Origin of the sequence: Myxococcus sp. AM009, from assembly GCF_013372605.1 — a bacterium.
Lineage (GTDB): Bacteria > Myxococcota > Myxococcia > Myxococcales > Myxococcaceae > Myxococcus > Myxococcus vastator.
In genome coordinates, this window is sequence record NZ_JABXEP010000140.1 from 1 (window position 1) to 21691 (window position 21691).

At 69.1% G+C, this 21691-nt stretch carries 12 protein-coding genes and 1 pseudogene; 6 read left to right on the forward strand and 7 right to left on the reverse strand.

Features of this window, described 5'->3' with window-relative positions:
* Positions 1-132 precede the first annotated feature (132 nt).
* Complete coding sequence (locus HV824_RS27585; protein WP_176424610.1) at positions 133-4050, forward strand: two-component regulator propeller domain-containing protein; 3918 nt, start codon at positions 133-135, stop codon at positions 4048-4050.
* Between the two features lie 17 nt (positions 4051-4067).
* Here HV824_RS27585 and HV824_RS27590 read toward each other — a convergent pair whose 3' ends face one another.
* The gene (locus tag HV824_RS27590) at positions 4068-5039 is read right to left on the reverse strand and encodes a PDR/VanB family oxidoreductase (RefSeq protein WP_176424619.1); all 972 of its coding nucleotides are present in this window, start codon (positions 5037-5039) and stop codon (positions 4068-4070) included.
* A gap of 278 nt (positions 5040-5317) precedes the next feature.
* On the opposite strand from HV824_RS27590, the gene HV824_RS27595 reads away from it, so the two are divergent.
* Positions 5318-5953, forward strand: coding sequence for a hemerythrin domain-containing protein (locus HV824_RS27595; RefSeq protein ID WP_176419639.1), 636 nt, complete (start codon positions 5318-5320; stop codon positions 5951-5953).
* A 169-nt stretch (positions 5954-6122) separates the two neighbouring features.
* Complete coding sequence (locus HV824_RS27600; RefSeq protein WP_176419638.1) at positions 6123-6869, forward strand: SIMPL domain-containing protein; 747 nt, start codon at positions 6123-6125, stop codon at positions 6867-6869.
* 45 nt (positions 6870-6914) lie between these two features.
* Here HV824_RS27600 and HV824_RS27605 read toward each other — a convergent pair whose 3' ends face one another.
* Positions 6915-8888 (reverse strand): ATP-binding protein, encoded by a 1974-nt coding sequence (locus HV824_RS27605; RefSeq protein ID WP_176424611.1) that lies wholly within the window; start codon positions 8886-8888, stop codon positions 6915-6917.
* A 528-nt stretch (positions 8889-9416) separates the two neighbouring features.
* Between HV824_RS27605 and HV824_RS27610 the strand changes: the two genes are divergently transcribed.
* Positions 9417-9836 carry a hypothetical protein gene (locus HV824_RS27610; protein WP_255208386.1) on the forward strand — a complete coding sequence of 140 codons (420 nt, stop codon included), beginning with the start codon at positions 9417-9419 and terminating at the stop codon, positions 9834-9836.
* A gap of 34 nt (positions 9837-9870) precedes the next feature.
* Here HV824_RS27610 and HV824_RS27615 read toward each other — a convergent pair whose 3' ends face one another.
* The 5 genes from HV824_RS27615 to HV824_RS27635 all read right to left on the reverse strand — a co-directional run bounded on the left by HV824_RS27615 (position 9871) and on the right by HV824_RS27635 (position 20085).
* The gene (locus HV824_RS27615; protein ID WP_176424613.1) at positions 9871-12888 is read right to left on the reverse strand and encodes a putative Ig domain-containing protein; all 3018 of its coding nucleotides are present in this window, start codon (positions 12886-12888) and stop codon (positions 9871-9873) included.
* Positions 12889-13051: 163 nt separating this feature from the next.
* Entirely contained in the window at positions 13052-15019 is a 1968-nt protein-coding gene (locus HV824_RS27620) for an Ig-like domain-containing protein (protein WP_176424614.1), read from the reverse strand.
* 119 nt (positions 15020-15138) lie between these two features.
* Positions 15139-16557 (reverse strand): IgA Peptidase M64, encoded by a 1419-nt coding sequence (locus HV824_RS27625; protein WP_176424615.1) that lies wholly within the window; start codon positions 16555-16557, stop codon positions 15139-15141.
* 156 nt (positions 16558-16713) lie between these two features.
* Positions 16714-18183 carry a PEGA domain-containing protein gene (locus HV824_RS27630; protein WP_176424616.1) on the reverse strand — a complete coding sequence of 490 codons (1470 nt, stop codon included), beginning with the start codon at positions 18181-18183 and terminating at the stop codon, positions 16714-16716.
* 84 nt (positions 18184-18267) lie between these two features.
* Entirely contained in the window at positions 18268-20085 is a 1818-nt protein-coding gene (locus HV824_RS27635) for an Ig-like domain-containing protein (RefSeq protein ID WP_255208387.1), read from the reverse strand.
* A 366-nt stretch (positions 20086-20451) separates the two neighbouring features.
* On the opposite strand from HV824_RS27635, the gene HV824_RS27640 reads away from it, so the two are divergent.
* Both HV824_RS27640 and HV824_RS37640 read left to right on the forward strand, forming a co-directional pair.
* Entirely contained in the window at positions 20452-21456 is a 1005-nt protein-coding gene (locus tag HV824_RS27640) for an SDR family oxidoreductase (RefSeq protein ID WP_176424618.1), read from the forward strand.
* An 83-nt stretch (positions 21457-21539) separates the two neighbouring features.
* A pseudogene (locus HV824_RS37640) lies at positions 21540-21691 on the forward strand (diacylglycerol kinase); the annotation flags it as partial.

Below are 21691 nucleotides of genomic sequence, written 5' to 3' on the forward strand. Positions count from 1 at the left end.
CGGTGGGGCTGTACAGGGGGAGGAGGCCGGTCCCCCGCCGCTGTCGCCAAGACTGTTCACTGAACGTTCCACCCCCGGTGAATGCGGGGGCGTGTGGCCTCTGGGCCGTTTCTGCCGGACACTGCGGGCGGCATGCGCACTCCGGGGCAGCGAGCCCGCGCTCTTGAGCGGGGGTTCATCGGGTGGTTCTTCTTCGTGGGGCTCGTCCTGGCACCGCCGGGCATGGCCCTGGATCCGCAGCGTCGTGTCTCGCAGTACAGCCAGGACGTGTGGCGCAGCGATGACGGGCTGCCGCAGAACAGCCTGCTGTCCATGGTGCAGACGCGCGACGGCTACCTCTGGCTGGGGACGTGGGAGGGGCTGGCCCGCTTCGACGGCGCGCGCTTCACCGTGTTCGACAAGCGCAACGCGCCGGAGCTGCGCAACCACACCATCAAGGCGCTCGCGGAGGATGCGTCGGGCACGCTGTGGATGGGCACGGGCCAGGGGCTGGTGGCGTACCGCAAGGGACGCTTCGAGCGCGCCATGGGTGCCGCCGCGCCGCTGGATTCCGCGCGGGTGGAGACGCTGGTGGCGGCGGATGGCGTGCTCTGGGTGGGGACGACGACGGGCCTCTGGCAGGTGCCGCTGGGCCCGGGCGTGGCGCGCCAGTACACGGTGGCGGATGGCCTGCCCGCCTCCCACATCACGGCGCTGACGCCCGGGGAGGGCACGTCGCTCTGGGTGGGCACGCCCGAGGGGCTGGCCCGCTGGGTGGACGGGCGCGTGGAGCCGGCGCCGTTCCCCTTCCCTGGGCCCCAGCCCCGCCCCTACGTGATGGCGCTGCGCCGCGACGCGACGGGCGTGCTCTGGCTGGGGACGAAGGCGGGCCTCTATTCGTGGAATGGCGTGGTGGCCTGGCGCTTCACGACTGACGAAGGCCTGCCGTCCCTGTCCGTCAACGCGCTGTACGCCGACGGTGACGGCAACCTCTGGGTGGGCACGCACCGCGGCGGCCTGACGCGGCACAACGCGAAGGGCTTCAGCGAGCCGGTGCCCGGCATGCAGTGGATGGCGGAGTCCGCGGTGCTGTCGCTGCTGGAGGACCGGGATGGCCACCTCTGGGTGGGCACCTATTCGGGCCTGATGCGCCTGCGTGACGGCCCCTTCGCCACGTATGGCATCCCGGAGGGCCTGGCCGACGAGACGGTCAGCGCCGTGCTGGAGGACCGCCGCGGCACGCTGTGGCTGGGGACCACCAGCGGCCTGTTCCGGTACGAGGACCGCGCGTTCCACCACGTGGGCGCCGAGCAGGGCCTGCCGGAGAGCGTCATCCCCGCGCTGCACGAGGCACCCGACGGGACGCTGTGGGTGGGGACGCTCTCCGGCGCCTACCGGTATGACGGCCAGCGCTTCACGCGGGTGTCGCGCGCGCAGGGGCTGCCGCACGACGTGGTGACGGCCATCCTGGTCGACTCGCGGGGTGACACGTGGCTGGGCACGCAGACGGGGCTGGCGCGGCTGCATGGCGGCGGCGTGACGGTGTACGGCCCGAAGCAGGGCTTCACCAACCCCATCATCGTCATGGTGGAGGACACGCGCGGCCGGGTGTGGTTCGGCTCGGACACGGGGCTGGCGCGCTGGGACGGCGAGCAGAAGGGCTTCCAGCGCTTCACGCAGCAGGACGGGTTGCCTGGGGACCTGGTGCTGGCGCTGCACGCGGACCCGGACGGCACGGTGTGGGTGGGCACGGAGACGGGGCTGGGCCGGTGGCGCGAGGACACCTGGGCGCGCTTCACCGTCGCGCAGGGCCTGTACGACGACGCGGTGTTCAGCCTGGTGCCGGACGGGGATGGCTCGCTGTGGATGAGCAGCAACAAGGGCGTGTCCCGCGTGTCCCGGCGCGACCTGGAGGACGTGGCGGACGGCGTGCGCCCGCGCCTGACGACGCTGGACTTCGACACGCGTGACGGCATGCGCAGCGCGGAGTGCAACGGCAACACGCAGCCGTCGGCGTGGCGGGGGCAGGACGGGCGGCTGTGGTTCACCAACCTGCGCGGCGCCATCGTGGTGGACCCGGTGCGGGTGCGCGCGAGCCGGCAGCCGCCCGAGGTGCGGATTGAAGAGGTGCGCGTCCAGGGCACGCCGGTGCCGGTGGAGGGGCCGGTGGAGCTGGAGCCCGGGGCCGCGCGGCTGGAGATTCGCTTCACGGCCTTCACGCCGGTGGACGCGGCGCGGCTGCCCTTCCGCTACCGGCTGACGGGGCACGACGACACGTGGGTGCACGCGGAGGCGCGGCGGGCGCTGTACAACGGCCTGCGGCCGGGCAGCTACCGCTTCGAGGTCCAGGCGAAGGGCCGGGACGGCGGGTGGACCGAGCCGGTGTCCCTGGACGTCGTGCTGGAGCCGAAGCTGTGGCAGCGCACGGGCTTCTGGCTGCTGTGCGTGCTGGGCGTGGGGATGCTGGGCGTCAGCGTGTACCTGCTGCGCGTGGGGCAGTTGAAGGACCGCGAGCGGTGGCTGGCGGAGCGCGTGAAGGACCGCACGCAGGCGCTGGCGCGGGCCAACGCGGAGCTGGAGGCGAACATGCGCACGCTCCGGCAGGCGCAGGCGCAGCTCGTGCAGGCGGGGCGGCTGGCGGCGGTGGGGCAGCTCGCGGCGGGCGTGGGGCACGAAATCAACAACCCGCTGGCGTACATCGTGTCGAACCTGGAGCACGCCAGCGAGGAGGCGGACGCGCTCGCGCGGGAGCTGGACGGGACGCGCGACGTGGGCGCCCGGTTGACGGACGTGAATCAGGCGCTGCGTGAGGCGCTGCTGGGCGCGGACCGCGTGCGGCGCATCGTCCAGGACTTGAAGATGTTCTCCCGGCCGGATGACGAGAAGCAGGGGCCGGTGGAGCTGCACGCGGTGCTCGACTCGGCGGTGAAGATTGCCATGGGCGAGCTGCGCCCGCGCGCGAAGCTGGTGCGTGACTACGGTGACGTGCCGCGCGTGGAGGGCAACGAGGCGCGCCTGGCGCAGGTGTTCCTCAACCTGCTCATCAACGCGGCGCAGGCGCTGCCGGAGGGACAGGCGGAGTCGAACGAGGTGCGGCTCATCACGCGCAGGGGCCCGGATGGGCGGGTGGTGGCGGAGGTGCGCGACACGGGCAGCGGGATTTCGCCGGAGCTGCTCGCCCGCATCTTCGACCCCTTCTACACGACGAAGCCGGTGGGCGTGGGCACGGGGCTGGGGCTGTCGCTGTGTCACGCCTACCTGACGGCCATGGGCGGCACCATCGCCGTGGACAGCGAGGCCGGACGGGGCTCGGTGTTCCGCGTGACGCTGCGGGCCGCGGCGGAGGCGCAGCGGGCCCAGGGGGACGGCGCCGAGGTGGCGCCTCCCGCGCCGTCGGAGCGAGGCGAGGCGGGGGCCGCGGTGCCTGCGACTCCGGGACACCTCGCAGCGACGCCCGGCGTGTCCGCGGACGGCCGGGCAACGGATTCCGACGCACTGGCGGCAAGCCAGGAGAACGGAGGGCGGATGGCTTCACGGGACGCCAGTGTCACATCCGGCAGGTCTCTGTCATTGGACGTGGGCACCGGGGGCTCGGACCCGGGAGGGCTGGGGACCGCTGACGCTCCGGTGCCCCAGGCCGCTCCGACTCCAGCACCTGCCGAGGCGGCGACGCGGGGCCGCGTGCTGGTGGTGGACGACGACGCCCTGGTGAGCGGCGCCATCCGCCGCACCCTGTCGCGAGAGAACGACGTGGAGGTGCTGGTGAGCGCGCGGCGCGCCCTGGAGCTGCTGACCGGGCCAGAGGCCCGCTACGACGTGGTGCTCTGCGATTTGATGATGCCGGAGATGACCGGGATGGACCTGTACGACGCGCTCGCGCAGGTGGACGCGCGCGCGGCGGAGCGCATCGTGTTCATCACCGGCGGCGCCTTCACGGCCACCGCGCGGACGTTCCTGGAGCGCGTGGGCAACCCGCGCGTGGAGAAGCCCTTCGACCCGGAGGCCCTGCGGCAGTTGGTCCGGTCCGAAGTGGCGCGTGCTCGTCGGGAGGCGTCGGGCCGGGCGGCATAGCTCCCGGCCCGGCCGTGTCAGAGGTCCAGCACCAGCCGCTTGGAGCGGGCGCGTGACACGCAGACGAGCATGCGCTGGTCACCCGCGGGCTCCGCCTGGAAGAAGGTGTCGCGGTGGTCGGGCTGGCCATCGCAGACCCGCGTGACGCAGGTGCCGCACGTCCCGGCCTCGCAGTCACTGGGGATGCGCACCCCATTGCGGCGCAGCACGTTGAGCACCGACTGCCCGGCGGGCACCTGCAGCACCTGGCCCGTGCTGCGGAGGGTCACCTCGAAGCCCTGCTCCTCCCGGCCCGTGGCGGCGCGGTTGCCCTCGGCGGTGAAGGATTCGAAGTGCACCTTCTCCCACGGCCAGCGGTGCAGGGTGGCCGCGTCGCGCACGGCGTTCATCAGCCCCGTGGGACCGCAGCAGTACAGCCGTGCCCCCGGCAGTCGCGTGGCCAGCAGTCCCTTCACGTCCAGGCCCCGGGCCGGGTCTCCTCCGTCGAAGCTGAAGCGCACGTGTTCGGCGAAGGGCGCCTGGGAGAGCAGTTCGTGGAAGGCGGCGCGGCCGGGCGCGCGCGCGCAGTAGTGCAGCGTGAAGTCCGCGCCGGTGCGCTGGAGCACGCGCGCCATGGACAGCATGGGGGTGATTCCAATGCCTCCCGCCACCAGCACGTAGCTGCGCGCGAACAGAAGGGGGAAGTGGTTGCGAGGCGCCTTCACCTCCAGCACGTCCCCCTCGTGCACCCGCTCATGCATGGCGTTCGAGCCCCCGCGTCCCTTGGCGTCGCGGGCCACGGCGATGACGTAGCGGTGGGTCTCCTCCGGGTCGTTGCAGAGGGAGTACGCGCGCAGGAAGTCTCCCGGACCTGGGACGCGGACCTCCAGGTGGGCGCCGGCCTCGAAGGCGGGCAGGGTGCCTCCCTCCGTCGCGGCCAGCTCGTACGACAGGATGTCCTCGGCCTCGCGAGTCACGCGAGCGACCCGGACGCGCAGGATGTCATTCATCACGGTGCTCTCCCTTCCCCAGTCTCACCAGCGGCGCACCCCATTCCCCAGGGTACGGTGGCACGGACATTGGCCCGCGAAACGCCCCCGGGTGATTGCCCGGGAGTCTCGGCGCCCGTCACATCCCCAGCGGCGCGGCGGGTTGCTCGTTGAGCGGCCGTGCGGTCAGGCCGTCCGTGCGCCGCTCGCGCATCCCAGCGGCGTCATCCCCACCATGCAGGACATGCCGCACTGCGCCAGGAGGCCAGCGGCCAACGAACTCTCAGGGAGGTGCGTCCATGGATGCCATCGCGTTGCTGAAGGCGGACCACAAGACGGTGGAGCAGCTGTTCCGGAAGTTCGAGAAGGCGGGCCCCAACGCCCACAAGTTGAAGCGTCGGCTGGTGGACCAGCTGGTCACCGAGCTGTCCGTGCACGCCGCCATCGAGGAGCAGGTGCTCTACCCCGCGGTTCGTTCGCGCTCGGAGGGGTTGGGGCCGAACGTGCTGCGCTCGTTGGAGGAGCACCACGTGGTGAAGTGGCTGCTGGCGGAGCTGGACAGCATGTCTCCGGAAGCGGAGCGCTTCGACGCGAAGGTGCAGGTGCTGATGGAGAACGTGCGCGCGCACGTCCTGCAGGAGGAGAACGAGCTCTTCCCGGCGCTGAAGAAGGTCTTCCGTCCGCAGGAGCTTCGGACGATGGGTGACGTGCTGGAGATGTCGCGGAAGGCGGCGCCCACGCGGCCGCACCCGATGGCCCCCGATACGCCGCCCGCCAACCTGGTCGCGGGCGCGGTGTCCGCGGTGATGGACATGGGCCGGGATGCGCTGAGGGCCGCGCGGCGCAAGGCCACCACGAAGGTGCGCTCGGTCGCGAGCCGGGGCCCCCGTCAGGTGGTGCGTGAGATGACCGGCGCCGAAGCCGCCAGTCCGTGACTTTCCGCCGGGACACGATTCCGGCGGGTCCGGCGCTCCTTCCTCCCAGAGGGGGAAGGAGCGCTCCGGGCGCGGGCCCGAGGAAAGTGAATGTCACCCGGTGATGGCCGTTCCAAGGGGGCAGGACGTTGCAGTACGACCCGCGGCGGCCCATTCCTGAGGAGGCCTCATGTTCGCTCGACCTGTTCGACCCCTGTTGCTGACCGCGATGTTGCTCACGGGCCTGTCGGCCTTCGCGCAGCCGCAACCCATCTCCGCGCCGCGTGCGCAGGTCCCCGCGGGCGTGCGGACGATTCGCGTGGAAGGCACCGGTGAGGTGAAGGCGCAGCCCGACGAGGCCTTCATCGACGTGGCGGTGGAGACGCTGGCGGCGAACGCGAAGGCGGCGGGCGAGCAGAACGCGAAGCGGATGGAGAAGGTGATTGCGGCGCTGACGTCCGCGGGCATCGCGCGGCGGGACATCCAGACGCGCAACTACTCGGTGTACCCGGAGTACGCGCCGCCGCTCCCGAACCAGACGGAGCCGAAGCTGAAGGGCTACCGGGTGAGCAACCTGGTGAGCGTCCACGTGAAGGACCTGTCGCGGGTGGGGAACCTGCTGGACCGGGCCCTGGCGGCGGGCGCGAACCGGGTGGACTCGGTGCGCTTCGGGCTGAGCCGCCAGGACGCGGTGCAGGGCGAGGCCCTGCGGCAGGCGGTGGCGCGGGCGCGCAAGTCGGCGGAGGTGTTGGCCGCGTCGCTGAGCGTGAAGCTGGGCGCGGTGCTCGACGCGAGCACGGTGACGGAGCCGCCGCAGCTCTACCCGGCGCGCTTCGCGATGGCCGAGGCGGCGGATGCCCGCGCGATGTCCACGCCCATCCAGCCCGAGGAGCAGACGGTGCAGGCGAAGGTGACGCTCGTCTTCGTCATCGAATAGTCCGAACGTCGTCGGGGGCTGGCCTGTGCCCCCGATGCGCCCCGCTCAATGCGTGGACTCCGGCTGTTGTTCCGGCTCCGGGCGCGCCGCCGCCCGCCGTGGCAGCGTCACCGTGAAGGTGGTCCCCTCTCCTGGCGCGGAGCTCACGTCGATGTGCCCCTGGTGCGCGTCGACGACCGCCTTCACGATGAAGAGGCCCAGGCCCACGCTGCGGCTCGCGACATCCACCTCGTCGGTGCCCCGCTGGAGCGGCTGGAAGAGGTTCGGGAGGCGCTCGGGTGCAATGGGGGGGCCTTCGTTGTGGACGCTCAGCGTCACCTGGTCGCCGGCTCCCTCGAGCGTCACCTCGATGGGAGCCTCGGGCTGGCCGTACTTCACGGCGTTCGTCACCAGGTTCTGAATCACCTGGGAGAGCCGGTCCGCGTCCCACGCGCCCTGCCCATCACCGCTCGTCACCACACTCACGTGGGCGGAGGGGTGGGCCTCTTCGACCTCCTGCACGGCGGTCCGGACGAGCGCATGGATGTCGATGGGGGCACGCTCGAGCCGGATGCCGCCGCCCAGCCGGGCCTGGGTGAAGTCGAGGAGCTCCTTCACCATCCGCACGGCACGGGAGGCCGACGCGTGGATGCGCTCCACGCTCTTGAGGGCGTTCGGGTCCAGTTCCTCTGAGCGCCTCAGCCGTTCCGTCCCCAGGAGGATGGCACCCAGGGGGTTGCGCAGGTCGTGGCTCACGATGCCAATGAGCTGCTGTTCGAACTCCGCCTGCTCCTGGAGCCTTCGCGCGTGCAGCTCCCGCTCCTGCTCCATTCTCCGTTGCACCGTGATGTCCTGCAGGAGCGCGACGTAGCCAGCCCCGGGTTGTCCCGGCTCACGGTGCGCGATGAAGGACATCTTCACGTCCCGTGTGCCCCCGAAGCGATGGGGCACGTCATGCTGCTCGAAGGAGAAGCTCTCTCCCGCCAACCCCCGCCTCACGAAGGGGCTCAGCACGGCGTAGGCCGCCTCTCCGATGATGTCTCGAATCTTCTGGTTCCGGAGTTGTTCCTGCGACAGCCCGAACCAGTCCTCATACGCTTTGTTGACGCGGCCGTGACGCTCGTCCGCGCTGACGAACGACACCAGAACGGGGATTGCGTCGAGCAGCATGGCCTGCTCCGCCTCACTGGCGCGCAGCCGCTCCGTGAGGGCTTCGTTGCGCTGACGCACCTCGGTCTGTTCGGTGACATCGCGGAAGATGAGCACGGCGCCAGCGAGGTCATTTGGCCCCGTGAGAATCGGTGCGGCGCTGCCCTCAATGGGGACCTCTGTCCCGTCCTGACGGACGAGCAGCGTCGGCCCCGCGAGCTCCTTCTCCGTGGCCAGCGCGGGCGCCAGCTCGATGGGTTGCCGGCTGGCGGCGTCGATGATGCGAAAGACGACGTCCACGGACCGCTGCCGGGCGTCCGTGGTGCGCCAGCCGGTGATGCGCTCTGCCGCGGGATTGAGGAGGACGACACGGCCGGCGCGGTCCGTGGTGATGACAGCATCCCCGATGCTGGAGAGCGTCGTGGACAGGTACGCTTCGCGTTCCCTCAGCCGCTCACCCTGCGCATGGATGCGCATGAGGCTGGCGACTCGGGCGAGCAGCTCCGCGCCGTGCAAGGGCTTGGCGATGTAGTCGTTGGCGCCTGCCTGTAGCCCCTCCGTGAAGTCATCGTGGGTCCCCCAGGTGGAGAGCATCAGGATGGGGAGGGTGACGTCATCGTAGTGCTCGCGGACGTAGCGGCACGCGTCCAGGCCCGAGATGCCCGGCAACTGCCAGTCCAGCAGGAGCACCTCGGGAGGCTGCCCCAGGGACAGCCGCTCCAGCATCTGCTCGGCGTTGCTGAAGGTCTCCGTCGTGTACTGCTTCGACAGCAGTTCGCGGGCTTGCGCCCGTTGCGTGGGGCTGTCGTCGACCAGCCACACGCACGCTGACGGCGCGGCATGCGCAGGGTCGGGCTGCAGGTCCTGGAAGTGGGCTGCTGTCTTGCTCACGAGTACGGGGACCGTGGTGCTCAGGGGAGCGCTACCAGAAGGGAAAATAGTCAGGGCCCGGCAGGTGCGTCGAATTTGCAAGCCAGGGGCGGCTGCCCACCACCCCGCTCGCCCCGGGGGCGCAAGATAGACAACGGATGGCGCTCATGGTGGGCCCAGGGCTCCGGTTCGGGACCGCCGTCGGAGGCGTGCACGGTCAGTGCATCCACGCAGGGAGAGGGGCCGTGCGGCGGAGCGTTCTACCGCTTTCCGGGTCGCCACCAAGGCGCACCTTGGGGCGCGCTGGGTTCTCGGCCGCCAGGGCCATCCGCATGTTGAGGAAGAGACAAGGCGTCCGGTGTGGGCCGCCGGCCGTCGCGGTGAACTTCCACACGCGGGGGGCACGAGCGCATGAGGGCAACGCGTGGCTGGAGGCGGGTGGCATTCGGGCTGTTCGCCGTGTGGCTCGGTTGCGGCCAGCGGAGCGAGGACCGGGGGCCTCCGTCCGCGAGCGAGCGAGAAGGCCGCTCCGAGGTCCTTCGAGGTCTCATGGCCTCACGCGAGCGGCCCCCAGCGTCCGGGGCGCCCGGCTCCGGCGCGCTTCCGGTGGGGACGCTGGGGACAGGGCAGGGCGGCTCGGGGCGGCCCGAGCCCACGGACCGGCTCCATGGCCGCGTGGAGTGGGTGGGCGACAACGAGCTGCTCATCCGCGGCAACGACGGCGTGGAGTACGACGTCGGAGTGGATGAGCAGACCGGGCTCTACATGAAGGGCGAGCCCATCACGGGCCTGCGGGAGTATCGCGAGGGAGACGAGGTTCGCGTCACCTACGGCGAGGGTCCCGGAGGTCTGGTGGCGCACCTCGTGGACGGGATGCCGGGGCCCGGTGCCGAGCCACCTCGTCAGCAAGAGTCAGCCCCCCGCGAGGACCCCGCGGACCCCGGCTCGCCGCTCGATTCACTGCGCTGAACCCGCGGTTGGAGGCGCCCTTCTTGGGAGCGGGTCAGAACGCTTGTCCGTTCACGCGGAGGCCCGGGGAGGAGGTGAGATTCGGGGGTATCAGGTCGTGGTAGTCGAACGGCGCGTCGGGCGTGGCGTCGGGCGACCGGTTGAAGGAGATGTTGTCGAAGGTGCCTCCGTAGGACATCTCATCGACGTTGCTCCCATCGGGCGCGAGGAGCCTGACGACGTCGCCATCGTTGTTGAGGCCCAGGCCGCCCGAGGATGCGGCCACGGTATCGGGCGCACCGGCGGGGAAGCCTCGAACGCCACCAAAGACGACGAAGACCCGGCCGGGAGAAAGCGTGGTGCCGGAGGCGAAGACATGCCGCACGGCTGCGGAGTCTGACAGGCTCCAGCCGGACAGGTCCGCGGAGGAGGTCCCCGCGTTGTACACCTCGATGAACTCGTAGTGGGTGTCAGACACCGTCTGCCCGGGCGGGATGGGCTCGTTGGGCAGGACTTCGTTGATGATGAGGTTCGGCGGGAGGTCGGGGTCCGTGCCGCCGCCGGAGCCTCCCAGGTCGTAGCGGCTGATGACGGGATAGTGGTCGCTGACGATGTTGCCGTAGTTGGGAATCCACGCGTCCGGGCGCAGGACTTCGACGGAGCCTGACAGGTAGTCATCCGCCAGCTCGTTGGAGGCGAGCGTGTGGTCGATGACGTCGGGATAGCCGACGGTGGTCCGCAAGCCGAGCCGGGACAGGGGCTCGGTGATGAAGGTGTAGCGCTGGGTGTCGGCCACGAACGGCGCGAAGGGGCTGGGGAGAGAGTCGCCGGTGCTGTCCCGGGTGATGGACTCGTCGATGTCGTCGTTCCAGTCGCCAATGACGAGCACGCGTTCGGTGGGCAGGGAGGTGTCCAGGTACGCCTTGAGCGCCGCGCTGGAGCGTTGCCGCTGTCCGTAGGCGGTCTCGTTGTCGAACGCCTTCATGTGAAGGACGATGACGACCAGTGGCGTGCTCTCGCCTTGGACGGTCGTGGTGAAGTCCACGCGCAGGGGCGGACGGCCACCGAAGTCCGCGTCGTTCGCGGTGAGGATGAGCTGCGCGCTTTGGAGCGTGAGGCTGCTGTCGTAGAGGATGCCGGGCTTCTGCTCGCCGTTGCTGTAGTAGGACGTGCCGTTGGGGACGAAGGACGCGTCATTGGCGAGGAAGCCATTGAAGCCGGGGAGCTGTGCCTTGAGCGTGGCGAAGTCCTCGGCGTCCACCATCTCCACCAGGCCCCACACGTTGGCGCCCGAGTCGCGAAGGATGTCGCGCGCATGGGCAATCTGAAGGTCGTCCGTCGCTCCGCCCTCCGAAGTGGAGTCCGGCGGGCCCTGGTTGGGGGCTCCGAACCACTCGAGGTTCCAATGGCCCACCGTGAGGGACGTGCCCGCGGTGCGCACGGTGAGGGTCAGCCCGCGCCACGCCGGCTGACCCGCGGCGTCCGTCACGGAGACAATGAACGTGGAGTCCCCTGTCTGCGTGGGAGTGCCGCTGAGGGTCCCTGACGTTGAGAGCGTGAGCCCCGAGGGAAGCGCCCCCGAGTCGATATGCCAGGAGAGCGGCGCCTTGCCTCCGGAGGCCTGCAACTGGGTGGAGTAGGGCACGTCCTTGCGGGCATCGGGCAGCGCGGTGGTCTCGACGGTGGGGCGTTCGTGGACGGTGAGGGTGAAGTCGCGTGTGCCCGTCCGTCCATTCGCGTCGGTGACGACGGCCTGTCCGCTGGTGGTCCCCAGCGCGGGCGGGATGCCCGAAAGCTGGCCGGAGGAGGAGAGCCGCAGCCAGGAGGGGAGGGCGCTTGCTGGCGCGAACGTGTACGGCGCCTTCCCGTTGGTGACGGAGTACGTGGCGCTGAAGGACTGCGAGACATGCCCGTCGAGTTGGAGCGCCGGGCCCGTCACCGACGGAGGCCGGTACACGGCCAGGCTGAGGTTCCGGGTGGTCACGCGCGCGTCGGCGTCGGTGACTTGGATGGAGAAGGAGAAGGTGCCTGTCGTGGACGCGGTGCCTTCGAGCAGGCCCGTGCTGGTGAGCCGGAGACCGGCGGGCAGCGAACCCGCGGTGAGCGCCCAGGCATAAGGCGCGCGTCCATCCATCACCTGGAGGGCCTGGCGATACGCGGCGTCGGTATAGGCGTCCGGCAGGGTGCTGGGGGTGATGGTGAGGCCGCCCTGGACGGTGAGGTGGAACGTGTCGGACGCCGTGCGGCCGTTGGCGTCCTGGACCTCGACGGTGAAGGAGGCGTCCCCTGGCGCCGTGGGCGTTCCACGCACGAGGCCGGCTTCCAGTTGGAGGCCCGTGGGCAAGGCACCCGAGGTGACGCGGAACGTGAGTGGCGTGCGCCCGCCGACGGCGTGAAGCTCCGTGGAGTAGGTCGCTCCGAGCGTGGCGGCGGGGAGCGTGCCGCCCGCGAGATAGGGCGCAGTGAAGGTGGAGAGCGAGAGGGCGCGCTGGCCCGAAAGTCCGGTGGCGTCCTGCACGTGGACGGTGACGGAGAAGGTGCCGGCGCTGGCGGGAACGCCGGAGAGGTGCCCCTGTGAGTCGAGGTTCACGCCCGACGGGAGGGTGCCCTCCGCGAGCGTCCAGGTGTACGGCGCCGTGCCGCCCGAAGCGTCGAGCTGAGCGGAGTAGTTCTCGCCGACGTATGCATCGAGTAGCGAGGACGACGCGATGTGGAGCCCGGCGTCGCGCACCTCGAGTTCGAACGTGGCGCGAACCGTCCGTCCGCGGGAGTCACGCACCTCCGCGTCGAAGGACGAGGTGCCAGCGGCTTGAGGTGTTCCGGTGATTTCGCCCAGGGTAGAGAGGCTGAGTCCGGTGGGCAGCGCGCCCTGCGCGACGCGCCAGGAATAGGCAGGTGTGCCACCCGAAGCGGTGACCGAGCCGCGATAGAGCTGCGCGACGGATGCGGCGGGGAGCGTCTCCGTGGTGATGGCCAGTCCGGGGCCTGTGTCATCAGTCCCGGGAGGTGTGGAGCCAGGACACGCGGTCAGCAGCAGCGCGAGGAGTGGAAGCAGGGCGTGGTGGACGCGCATGAAGACTCCGGCCCGCGAAAGAGTCGGGCCCACGGATGAAGTAGCGGCACTGTAGAGGCACCCGTGACAACGGCGCACAGGGTTCCACCACACCCAGGGTAAAAAAAAGGGCCGCGGCTCACGAGGAGCCGCGGCCCGGAGGCTTCAGCTTGAAACCGTCAGACTACTGGTTGGGCATGCCCCACGACGGAGCACCCACCGCCCAGTCCGCCAGGGTGTTGGTGTCGTCCGTGCTGATACGGCGAACGCTGTTGCTCGTGGTGTCCGCGCCGTTCGGAATGCCCGCCCAGACTGCGGACACGTCACCAGCCGAAGGCGTGGACGTGTTGGTGCAGGGTGCACCTTCGCAATCGGCCGGGAGCCACTGGCCAGCGGCCTGGATGGCCTGCAGGTTGCCCGGGAACGCACCAGGCGGGGTGCCCGTCGTCCGGAAGGGCACCGCATCCTGGATGTTGCCAGCGGCGTCCTTCACCAAGATGACGCGGCTGGAGTAGACAATGGCGGAATTCGCGCCACCGCTTTCGCCGACGAAATCCCAAGCCGTGTCGTAGTTGCCGGACGCGACGCTCGTGGGGAACTGGTCCTTGGACGTGGTCTCCGCGCTCACGGTGGCGGGGGCATTGATGTGCACCACGATGAAGTCTCCCACTGCGACCTCCACATCCGGAAGGGTGGCCAGCAGCCGAGCAGCAGTCACATCCATCTCAACGGTGATGTTGCTGGTCGTTCCCGCAGTGATGACCTGCAACTCGACCAGGTCCTGGTTCGACCCGGCGTTCGGCTGGATCTCCGTGAGGCGGAGAACCGCAGGCGCGCGGTAGCCTCGGAACGTCTGCGTGCTGGCCTCCGAAGCAACGGAGCCGCCCGCCAGGTCCGTCACGGTGTTCGCGACGGTGACGGAGTAGCTGGTGCCCGGGGTCTGCTCGCTCGTGGTCAGGAAGACCTGCTTACCCTCGACGCGGAACGCGGAGACCGTCAGACCCTCGGTGAGGGTGAACTGCTCCTGCGCGTTGGTGATGCTCGCCGCGGAGATGTTGCGGCTGAAGTTCAGAACGACCTCCGTCAGCGACGTCGCCGAAGCCGAGCCGAACGTCGGCGCGGCGCAGTTCGACAGGGTGAGGTCGGACGCCGTGAACGCGGACGGCTGGGCGTTGCCATCGAAGCGCCAGATGGGGCCCGCGTTCAGCGTGAACGTGCAGCCCTGGGTGATGTCGAGCTCGGTGGCGAGCGTCGCGGGCACGCGGAGCCGGAAGTTGGCGGCGCCAGCGGTGACACCCTCGGTGGTGATCTGGAAGCCAGAGTAGCCAGCGCCGATGCCGCTGGAGCCCGTGGCAATCGTGCCCGTCAGGTAGGTGAGCTCGGAGTCCACGGAGTCCAGGCCATCCACCAGCGTCGCCGACGTGTCCGCGGAGCGGTTGACCGCGAGGCCGGCCGGGGTGGCGGTCGACTGGCTCTGGACCGGGTGACCCTGGCTGATGACCGTGGTCCCGGTGACGGTGACCGCGGAGCGCAGCCCGTCGGTGGTCGCCTTCGACGACACGGAGAAGCTGACCCGGTCACCCACGGCGACCGCGGCCAGCGCCGCCGCGTCGCTCACGAACAGGGCGGGGCCCTGGGCCTCGGCCTGGACGAAGAAGCCGGGGAGCTCGCTGCTGCCCGCCACCGCGGGCTTGATGAACGTGACGAACGCACCCTCGATGGGCAGCGCGGGGTCGAGCGCGCCATCCGCCGCATCCCGGACCGCCTGAATCTGCGTGCTGGTCGTCGCCACCGGCGTGACGAAGCCCGAGTCCTCGCACTCGCTCGTCGTGGTGTTGCAGGTCTCGGTCAGGGCGCAGGTCGCGTTGCTGGTGCAGCCCTCCGTGCCGGCGTCCGGGTCGGTCCCCGCGTCACCCTCACCAGCGTCAGGCTCCGGCTCGGTGCCCGCGTCTTCCTCGGTGCCCGCGTCCGAACCCTGGGTGATGTCGCGCTGCTCGCACGTTCCAGAGTTGCAGGTCCACTGCTTGCCCTCGGCCGGCTGGCCCTTGTCACTGCGGCAGTCAAACTGGTCAACGCACTCGTCGCCACATCCCGTGCCCATCGTGACCATCACGGCCGTGACAATCGCCGGGAGCCAAAATCGTCTCTGCATGAGTTCCCCTCCATGGGAAGCAGGTTGTGTCCCCCTTACACCTGAACCGGAGGGCAATCCATTGTCCGGTCCATGTGACATCGGCATTTCACACAAGCCACATCCGGGTTTTCAGGCGTTCAGGGATTGGCCCGAGGCGACGTGGCCGCAGGCCCGGAATACAGGTCGATGACTTCGGAGATGGCGCCCTGGCACACCGCGCAGAATGGGACGCGATCCCGAGTGAACATCACGCAGTCCACCTGTGGCCGGTAGTAGCCCTTCGACTCGTACATGGCGCCCTCGAAGGCCCCGACCCGGCCTGAGTACTTCTGTGAGGAAAGGAACTTTTCCTCCCAGTCCCGCTGGGCCAGGAAGAGCTTGTCCATGTCCGACTCGGGCTTTCGCTGGGCCCGAATCTGGCCGCGCTGCTTCTGCACGGCGGTGGCATGCTTTTCGTACCCAGCCTTGTTCCAGGGGGTAGGCAGAGGTGTTCCTGGAGACACCAGGTGCTTCCACTTCAGGTCTTCCGGGGAGTGGAGCGCGGTGACGTTCTTCTCCCAGGGCTCCAGGCGGTCCGCGGCGGGCGCGTAGACGGATTCAGAGGTGTAGTACTCGTCGGCCAACCCAGCGAAGTGGTGGCCGAACTCGTGCACGAAGACGTAGGGCGCCCACAGGCTGTCCGAGGCCACGGTGCCATAGAGCCCGAAGATGCCGCCGCCGCCATAGGTGTTGCCGTTGACCAGAATCTCCACGAACTCGTAGGGCGCGAAGGCCGCTGCCTCGCGGAAGGCCTTGTTGTCGAAGGTGAGCACGTAGCGCTCGCTGCCGAAGGCGTCGTAGGTGGCGCCGATGGGGGAGCGCCGGTGGACGCCCGTCGACGGACGGGAGATGCCGGACTGGGTCGCGGCGGGGACGAGCCCCCACACGTTGAAGTCCGCCTTGCGCTCCTTGAAGGGAGAGAAGGTGAAGAGGATGTCCACCATGTGCCGGGCGTCCTTCTCGAACTTGGCGTGCTCGGCCTTCGTGTAGCCGTCACCCAGGATGAGCAGGTCGACCTTCTGCGCGGACGGCCCGTTCTCCAGCAGCTTCAGCAGCGGTCCGGGCGCGGGAGGAGACGAGGGGTCGACGAACATGTCCTTCGGGTCGACGACCAGCGACCACACCTCGCGGAAGGCGTTCTGGGCATCCCGCTTCTTGAGGAGCACCTGCACGGGGCGCTCGGGCGCGGGGAAGCGCAGCGACTCATGGAAGGTGCGGTTGCTGCCGCGCGCCTCGTTCGTGACCTCCCACTCGCCGTAGATGGACGCGAAGCCTCGTGAGAAGAGGAGCCGGTTGTTCTCCCGGTCGCGGACCTCGAAGAGGTACTTGCCGAGGTTCGTCTCATCGATTGCGCGCTCCGGGTGGCCGGGCCAGGGCAGCGGTTCGATGACGACCTTGTCGAGGCTGAACCGCTCCTCGGTGGCGTTCCCGGTGTGGAAGTAATCGACCCGGAGGGTTCGGGGAGAGGCCGCGGAGGCGCTCGTGGCCAGCAGCAGGACGAAGAGGGCTCGCATCATGGGCGGCACTCTATGCGCCGTGGTGGCTTGGCGGTGTGTGTTGACGCGGACCTCCTATCCAGCACTCGACGTGCCTGCTTGCCTGCGCGGGAGGTGGAGTGATTCGGAGGGTCCATCTCTCGCGGAGTGCGTGTCCTTGGATTCGTGAGTCGTGCGTCAGAACGAGCCGGACAGTGAGGCCGCCGCGCCGTGGCTGTCCGCGGAGAGTCCTACCGAGACGGACGGTGCCGAGCTCGAATCAGGCGACAGGAGGTAGAGCACCGCGCCCGTGACAACCGCCGCGCTTCCACCAATGAGCAGCCCATTGAGGACGTTGCTCTTCTGGACCAGCGAGTCGCGAAGTCCCATCGCCTCTCTGTCGCTGGACAGAATCCGGCCGTTGTCGAGCCGCTTCTCCAGCGCGTTCACGTCTTTCTGGGCCAGGAGGCGGACGACGCCCGCTCCGCCGAACGCGGCCACGCCCGTTCCCAGCGCGACATACGAGGCCGTGCGAAGGCCGGAGGTAGAGCGTGCTCCGGACGCGTCGCCCTCTGACATGAGGTTGGGGGCCGTCAGGTCCATGCCGCCCGCGGACGCGCTTCCGTTCCGGCCCCCGGGAGCGTCCCACGGGGCCTTTCCATTGGCGTTCATCACCACGAGGTTGGAGGGCGAGCGGCCGGTGGTGACGAAGTCGACCAGCGCCGCGAGTGCCTCGTTCGGAGCATCTGTCCCCTGCGTCTTGAAGCCACCTTCGCGGAGCTTCTGGCCTCCTTCGACATTGAGGACGGTGGCCGCGAACCACTTGGGGCCGCTGCTCGGGCGTTCGAGCCGGACGACGATGACCTCCTCCACGCCGAGCGTGCCGCCCAGCCGGACCGCATGGCTTAGCGTGCGCTCGTCGTTGCCGTCCGAGGCGGCAAGGCAGGGGAACGGGCTCGCGGAGACAGAGCCCTCATAGGCCACGTCGATGAGCAACGGCGTCTCGGTGCCCTGGACCTGGATGTGTCGTGGGAAGCTCGTGGTGTCGCCCTTGACGAGGGTGAGGTGGTAGGTGCCCGGGACTGCATCGAGTGACAGCGGCGTCTGGCCCAGCTTGAGCCCGTCCAGGTACACGTCCGCGGCGGGCAGCGTGGACTTCACGGACAGCTTCACCTTCCGCGTCTGAGCGAGTTCCTTCCGGAGCTTGTCGAAGTTCTGTCGAACGGATGGCGCGAAGTAGTCCGGGCTGAGCTGGTAGTCAGGCTGGAGCCGCAGCACGTTGCGGAACGCCGTGTCGCTCTCCTTTTGCTTGCCCAGGGCGCGGTAGTTGAGCCCGTGGAGGAGCTGGGCTTCGACGTAGAGCTTCCAGCGGGCGTCTCCCCCGGGGAGCCGGGTGATTTGCTGCAGGGCTTCGTCAACGGCCTGGAGCGTCCTGGCGTTGCGGCTTTCGTAGAACTGGTCCTGCGCGGCTTCGAGCTGCCGATGGAGGTCCTCGTAGCTCTTGGTGGACTGAGGGAAGAGCCGATCGCTGAACTGACTGGCGCTGAGCGTGTCCTGCTCGGGGCGCGAGGAGAGGGCTCCCAGGAAGGCCTTGGCCTGCCCGCTCAACTCCGCGTCCTTGCAGTCTCCACTGGCCACCACCGTGCGGCGAGGGGCCGAGTACGCCATGGTGGATACGAGGCAGGCGACAAGTGCTGGTGCGATCCTCATCTTTGACTCTCTTTGATGCGAAGCTGAAGGGTTGGAGCCTGGTTAGTGGTTTCGTCGATACACGACGATTTCGACGTCTTGCTCTTCTCTAGTCTCAGTCCAGACCAGTGCCAGGTTTCCGGAGGTGTCCGCGTCGAAGCTGTGAGCGCCAATCGAGGTTTGTTTCCCGGGAAAGGCCGCCCGGCTGTTCCATACGAGCTGCCAGTGTTCGTTCTCTCGGCGGTGGATGTTGATCATTCCTCCCGTGGAGTCGCGTTCGGTCGATACGAGGAGGAGTGCATCATTGGTAGTGATGGCGCTCCCGCGAACTGTTCTGGTGCTCGTTGCATCCGTCCGTGGTGGGGCGCCTAGTGAGACCCACTGATTGTTGGACCACATGCTGGAGAACAGGTCGTCTTGTGCGTGCGCGCTGCTGCTGCCAGTCCAGGAGATGATGGGTTCATCCGCCGAGTTGAAGAGGAGCGATCTGAACCCAGTTGAATAGGAAGGTTGATTTATGGTGCTGTTGACGGATTCCCCCAACTGCTCCCACTCGCTGCCCGCCCATCGCCAAACGACGATGCGTCTCAGATATGCACTTTCAGAATGTTCAACGGCGACCGTAGGGTTGTCGCGAGAGTCGAGTGCGAGTTGAGGCGGTGGCATCTTGAACGTGTAGAGGGAGCCATACACGGGAGGGCCAATGCGCTGCCATTGCTGCTCATGGGTCCATTGATAGACTTGGATGCCGCCTTCGGAATCTTCTGGCTCCATGCTGGTTGCAACGACAGGTCGACCGTCGCTGGTAAGCGCAAGTGCTATGTCCCATGCATGGGGTCGTTCGGGAACAATTCCTTCGTCGCCTCCAAGTCGTTCCCACATCGTGCCGTTCCATCGGGCGACATGGATGTAGTTGTTGAACTCCGCGCCGAGATTCTCCGACCAAGCGACGATTGGGTTTCCGTCTGGAAGGATTTGGAGGTTGGGGGTGAGGAAGGAGAATTCCTCTGAGCTCGTTCGCAGCCCGCCGCCAAGCTGTTCCCATGCGTTGCCATCCCAGCGGCTTACGAAAAGGTCTCCAGTTCGGCCAACAGCGCGACTCGTCAGGACTGTGGGGTGACCATTGGGGCCTAGTTTGACGTAGGCGGTAGGGGGGCTCAGGGGGTCTAGTGGGACGAGCATGGGCGTCGGATACGGCACGAACTCAGGAACAGCCCAGCTCCACGCCTCCCCCAGATTCGCGGCGGCATTCCCAGCCAGGTCCGTCACCGTCCCCGAGAAGGCCAGCGCCACGGTGCTCGGCGCGGTGAACGCAGTCACGGGGACGACCGTCACCGTCTTCCCGTCCTCCGACAGTGACACCGTCTGCGCCACGGCCACGTCGCCCACCGTCAGGTGCACGGACTCCGTCGTCACGGTGCTCCGCTTCACGGGCTCGGAGAACTCGGCGCGGATGGGGCTCTGCACCCAGACCTCCTGGGCACCCTGCTCCGGCACGCGCGACACCACCCGCGGCGGCGTCCGGTCCACCACCACCTCGCGGCTCGCGCTCACATAGGCGACGTCCCCCAGCGCCGCGCGTGCCTCCAGCCGGTACGTCCCCTCCGGCTCACCCGCCGTGTCCCAGGTGTACGTGTACGGCGGCGCCAGCTCCGTCAGCACCTCGCCGTCCTTCAGCAGCTCCACGCGGTCCGGCGTGTGGCCTGTCACGGCAAGCCGGACCTCGACCACACCCTTCGTGTAGGCCGTTCCAGCCGGCGCGGTGATTCGCACCTCGGCCTGCGCGGGCTCGACGGCCGGCACGTTGATGCACGCGGACGCGCACAGGAGGACGACGGCCGCCGTCCAAGGCGGCGGAAGGGAGCGTTCGGGGATGTTCATGGCTCGCGGGCCGAGTGCAGGTTGTGTTCCGTTTCCTGCCCGACAGTCGCTCGCACATACCAAGCCCGCTCCGCTTCCTCCAACCCACCCGTGCTCCGCGAAAAGCCGAGCCATCTCCACCCCTTACCCGCGTGCAGCCCCGCCGCCACCTCCCGTGCGGACGCGTCCCTTCGCGCCCCGTGCCCCGTCCCAGCGGTGGACCCCCATCCCCGGCGGCGGTCTGCGAAATGGACCCTGGGGCCGCTCCGCCGCCTGTCCTCCAACCAGGTGTGCGATGACCCGGTGCGTCGCTGTGTGCAATCGCCATCTTCGCGAGGGGGATTCAGGCCATGCGCTGGGGCTCGGCCCGGCAAGGAGGACGCGGACATGAAGCGAGCCTGGAAGAACCAAGTCGTCGTCGTCACCGGCGCGTCCAGTGGCATCGGTCGCGCCACCGCGCTGGCCCTGGCGAAGAAGGGGGCCCACGTCGTCCTGGCCGCCCGGCGCGAGGAGCCGCTGGAGGACCTGGCTCGCGAGTGCCAGGCGCTCGGCGTCCGGGCCCACGTCGTGCCCACGGATGTGTCGGACGTGGCCGCCGTGCAGCACCTGGCGGACGAGGCGCGCAAGGCCTTTGGCCACTTCGATGCGTGGATCAACAACGCGGGCGTCTACCTCATGGGCCGCCTCGAAGAGACGCCGGATGACGCCTTCCGGCAGGTGATGGAGACGAACTTCTTCGGCACCGTCAGCGGCGCCCGCGCCGCCGTGGCCCAGTTCCGCCAGCAGGGCTATGGCACCCTGGTGAACGTCTCCTCCACCTTCGGCACCGTCGCCGCGCCATATGTCAGCGCCTACGTGGCCTCGAAGCACGCGGTGCGCGGCTTCTCCGCGTCCATCCGACAGGAGCTGCTCGGCACCGGCATCGACGTGTGCACCGTGCTCCCCGCGGCCATCGACACGCCGCTGTGGCAACACACCGCCAACTACACCGGCTGGCGCATCCGCCCCGTGGAGCCCGTCTACACGCCGGAGCGCGTCGCGCGCGCCATCCTCGGGGTCCTCCGCGGCCCCAAGCACGAGGTCTTCGTCGGCCCCGCGGCGCGGAGCTTCGCCGCCATGCACGGCCTGCTGCCCCGCACCTTCGAGCGCACCATGAACGGCGTCACGGAGGCCCAGCACTTCGAGGAGGAGCGCCAGGGCCACACCTCCGGCACCCTCTTCCGTCCGATGGCGGAGGGGACGGGGACCTCGGGGGGCTACCACGCGGCGGGCAAGCAATGGCTGCGCCGGCTGCTGGTCGCCGGGGGCGTGGCCGCGGCGGCGTTCTCCCTTGGAAAGAAGCGGGAGGCGCGGGGGCTGAAGGCCCGCTTCGCCCATGCACTGGGAGTGTGAGGGTCGTTTTTGAGTCACGCCGCGTCACCGGTTTCCGCGCCGTGACCGGGCCATGACAAAGCGTGGAGAGAGTCCCGCTCGCCATGAATGACATCGCCGTCCTCGTCAACCTGCGTGCACGCCGGGGCTCCGAAGGCATGGGGGGGCTGGTCCAGCGCTTCCTGCCCCGGGCGCGGGTGGCGCTCACCCGTTCGCTGGAGGAGGCCCGTTCCTGGATTTCGGACACCCTCCGGCC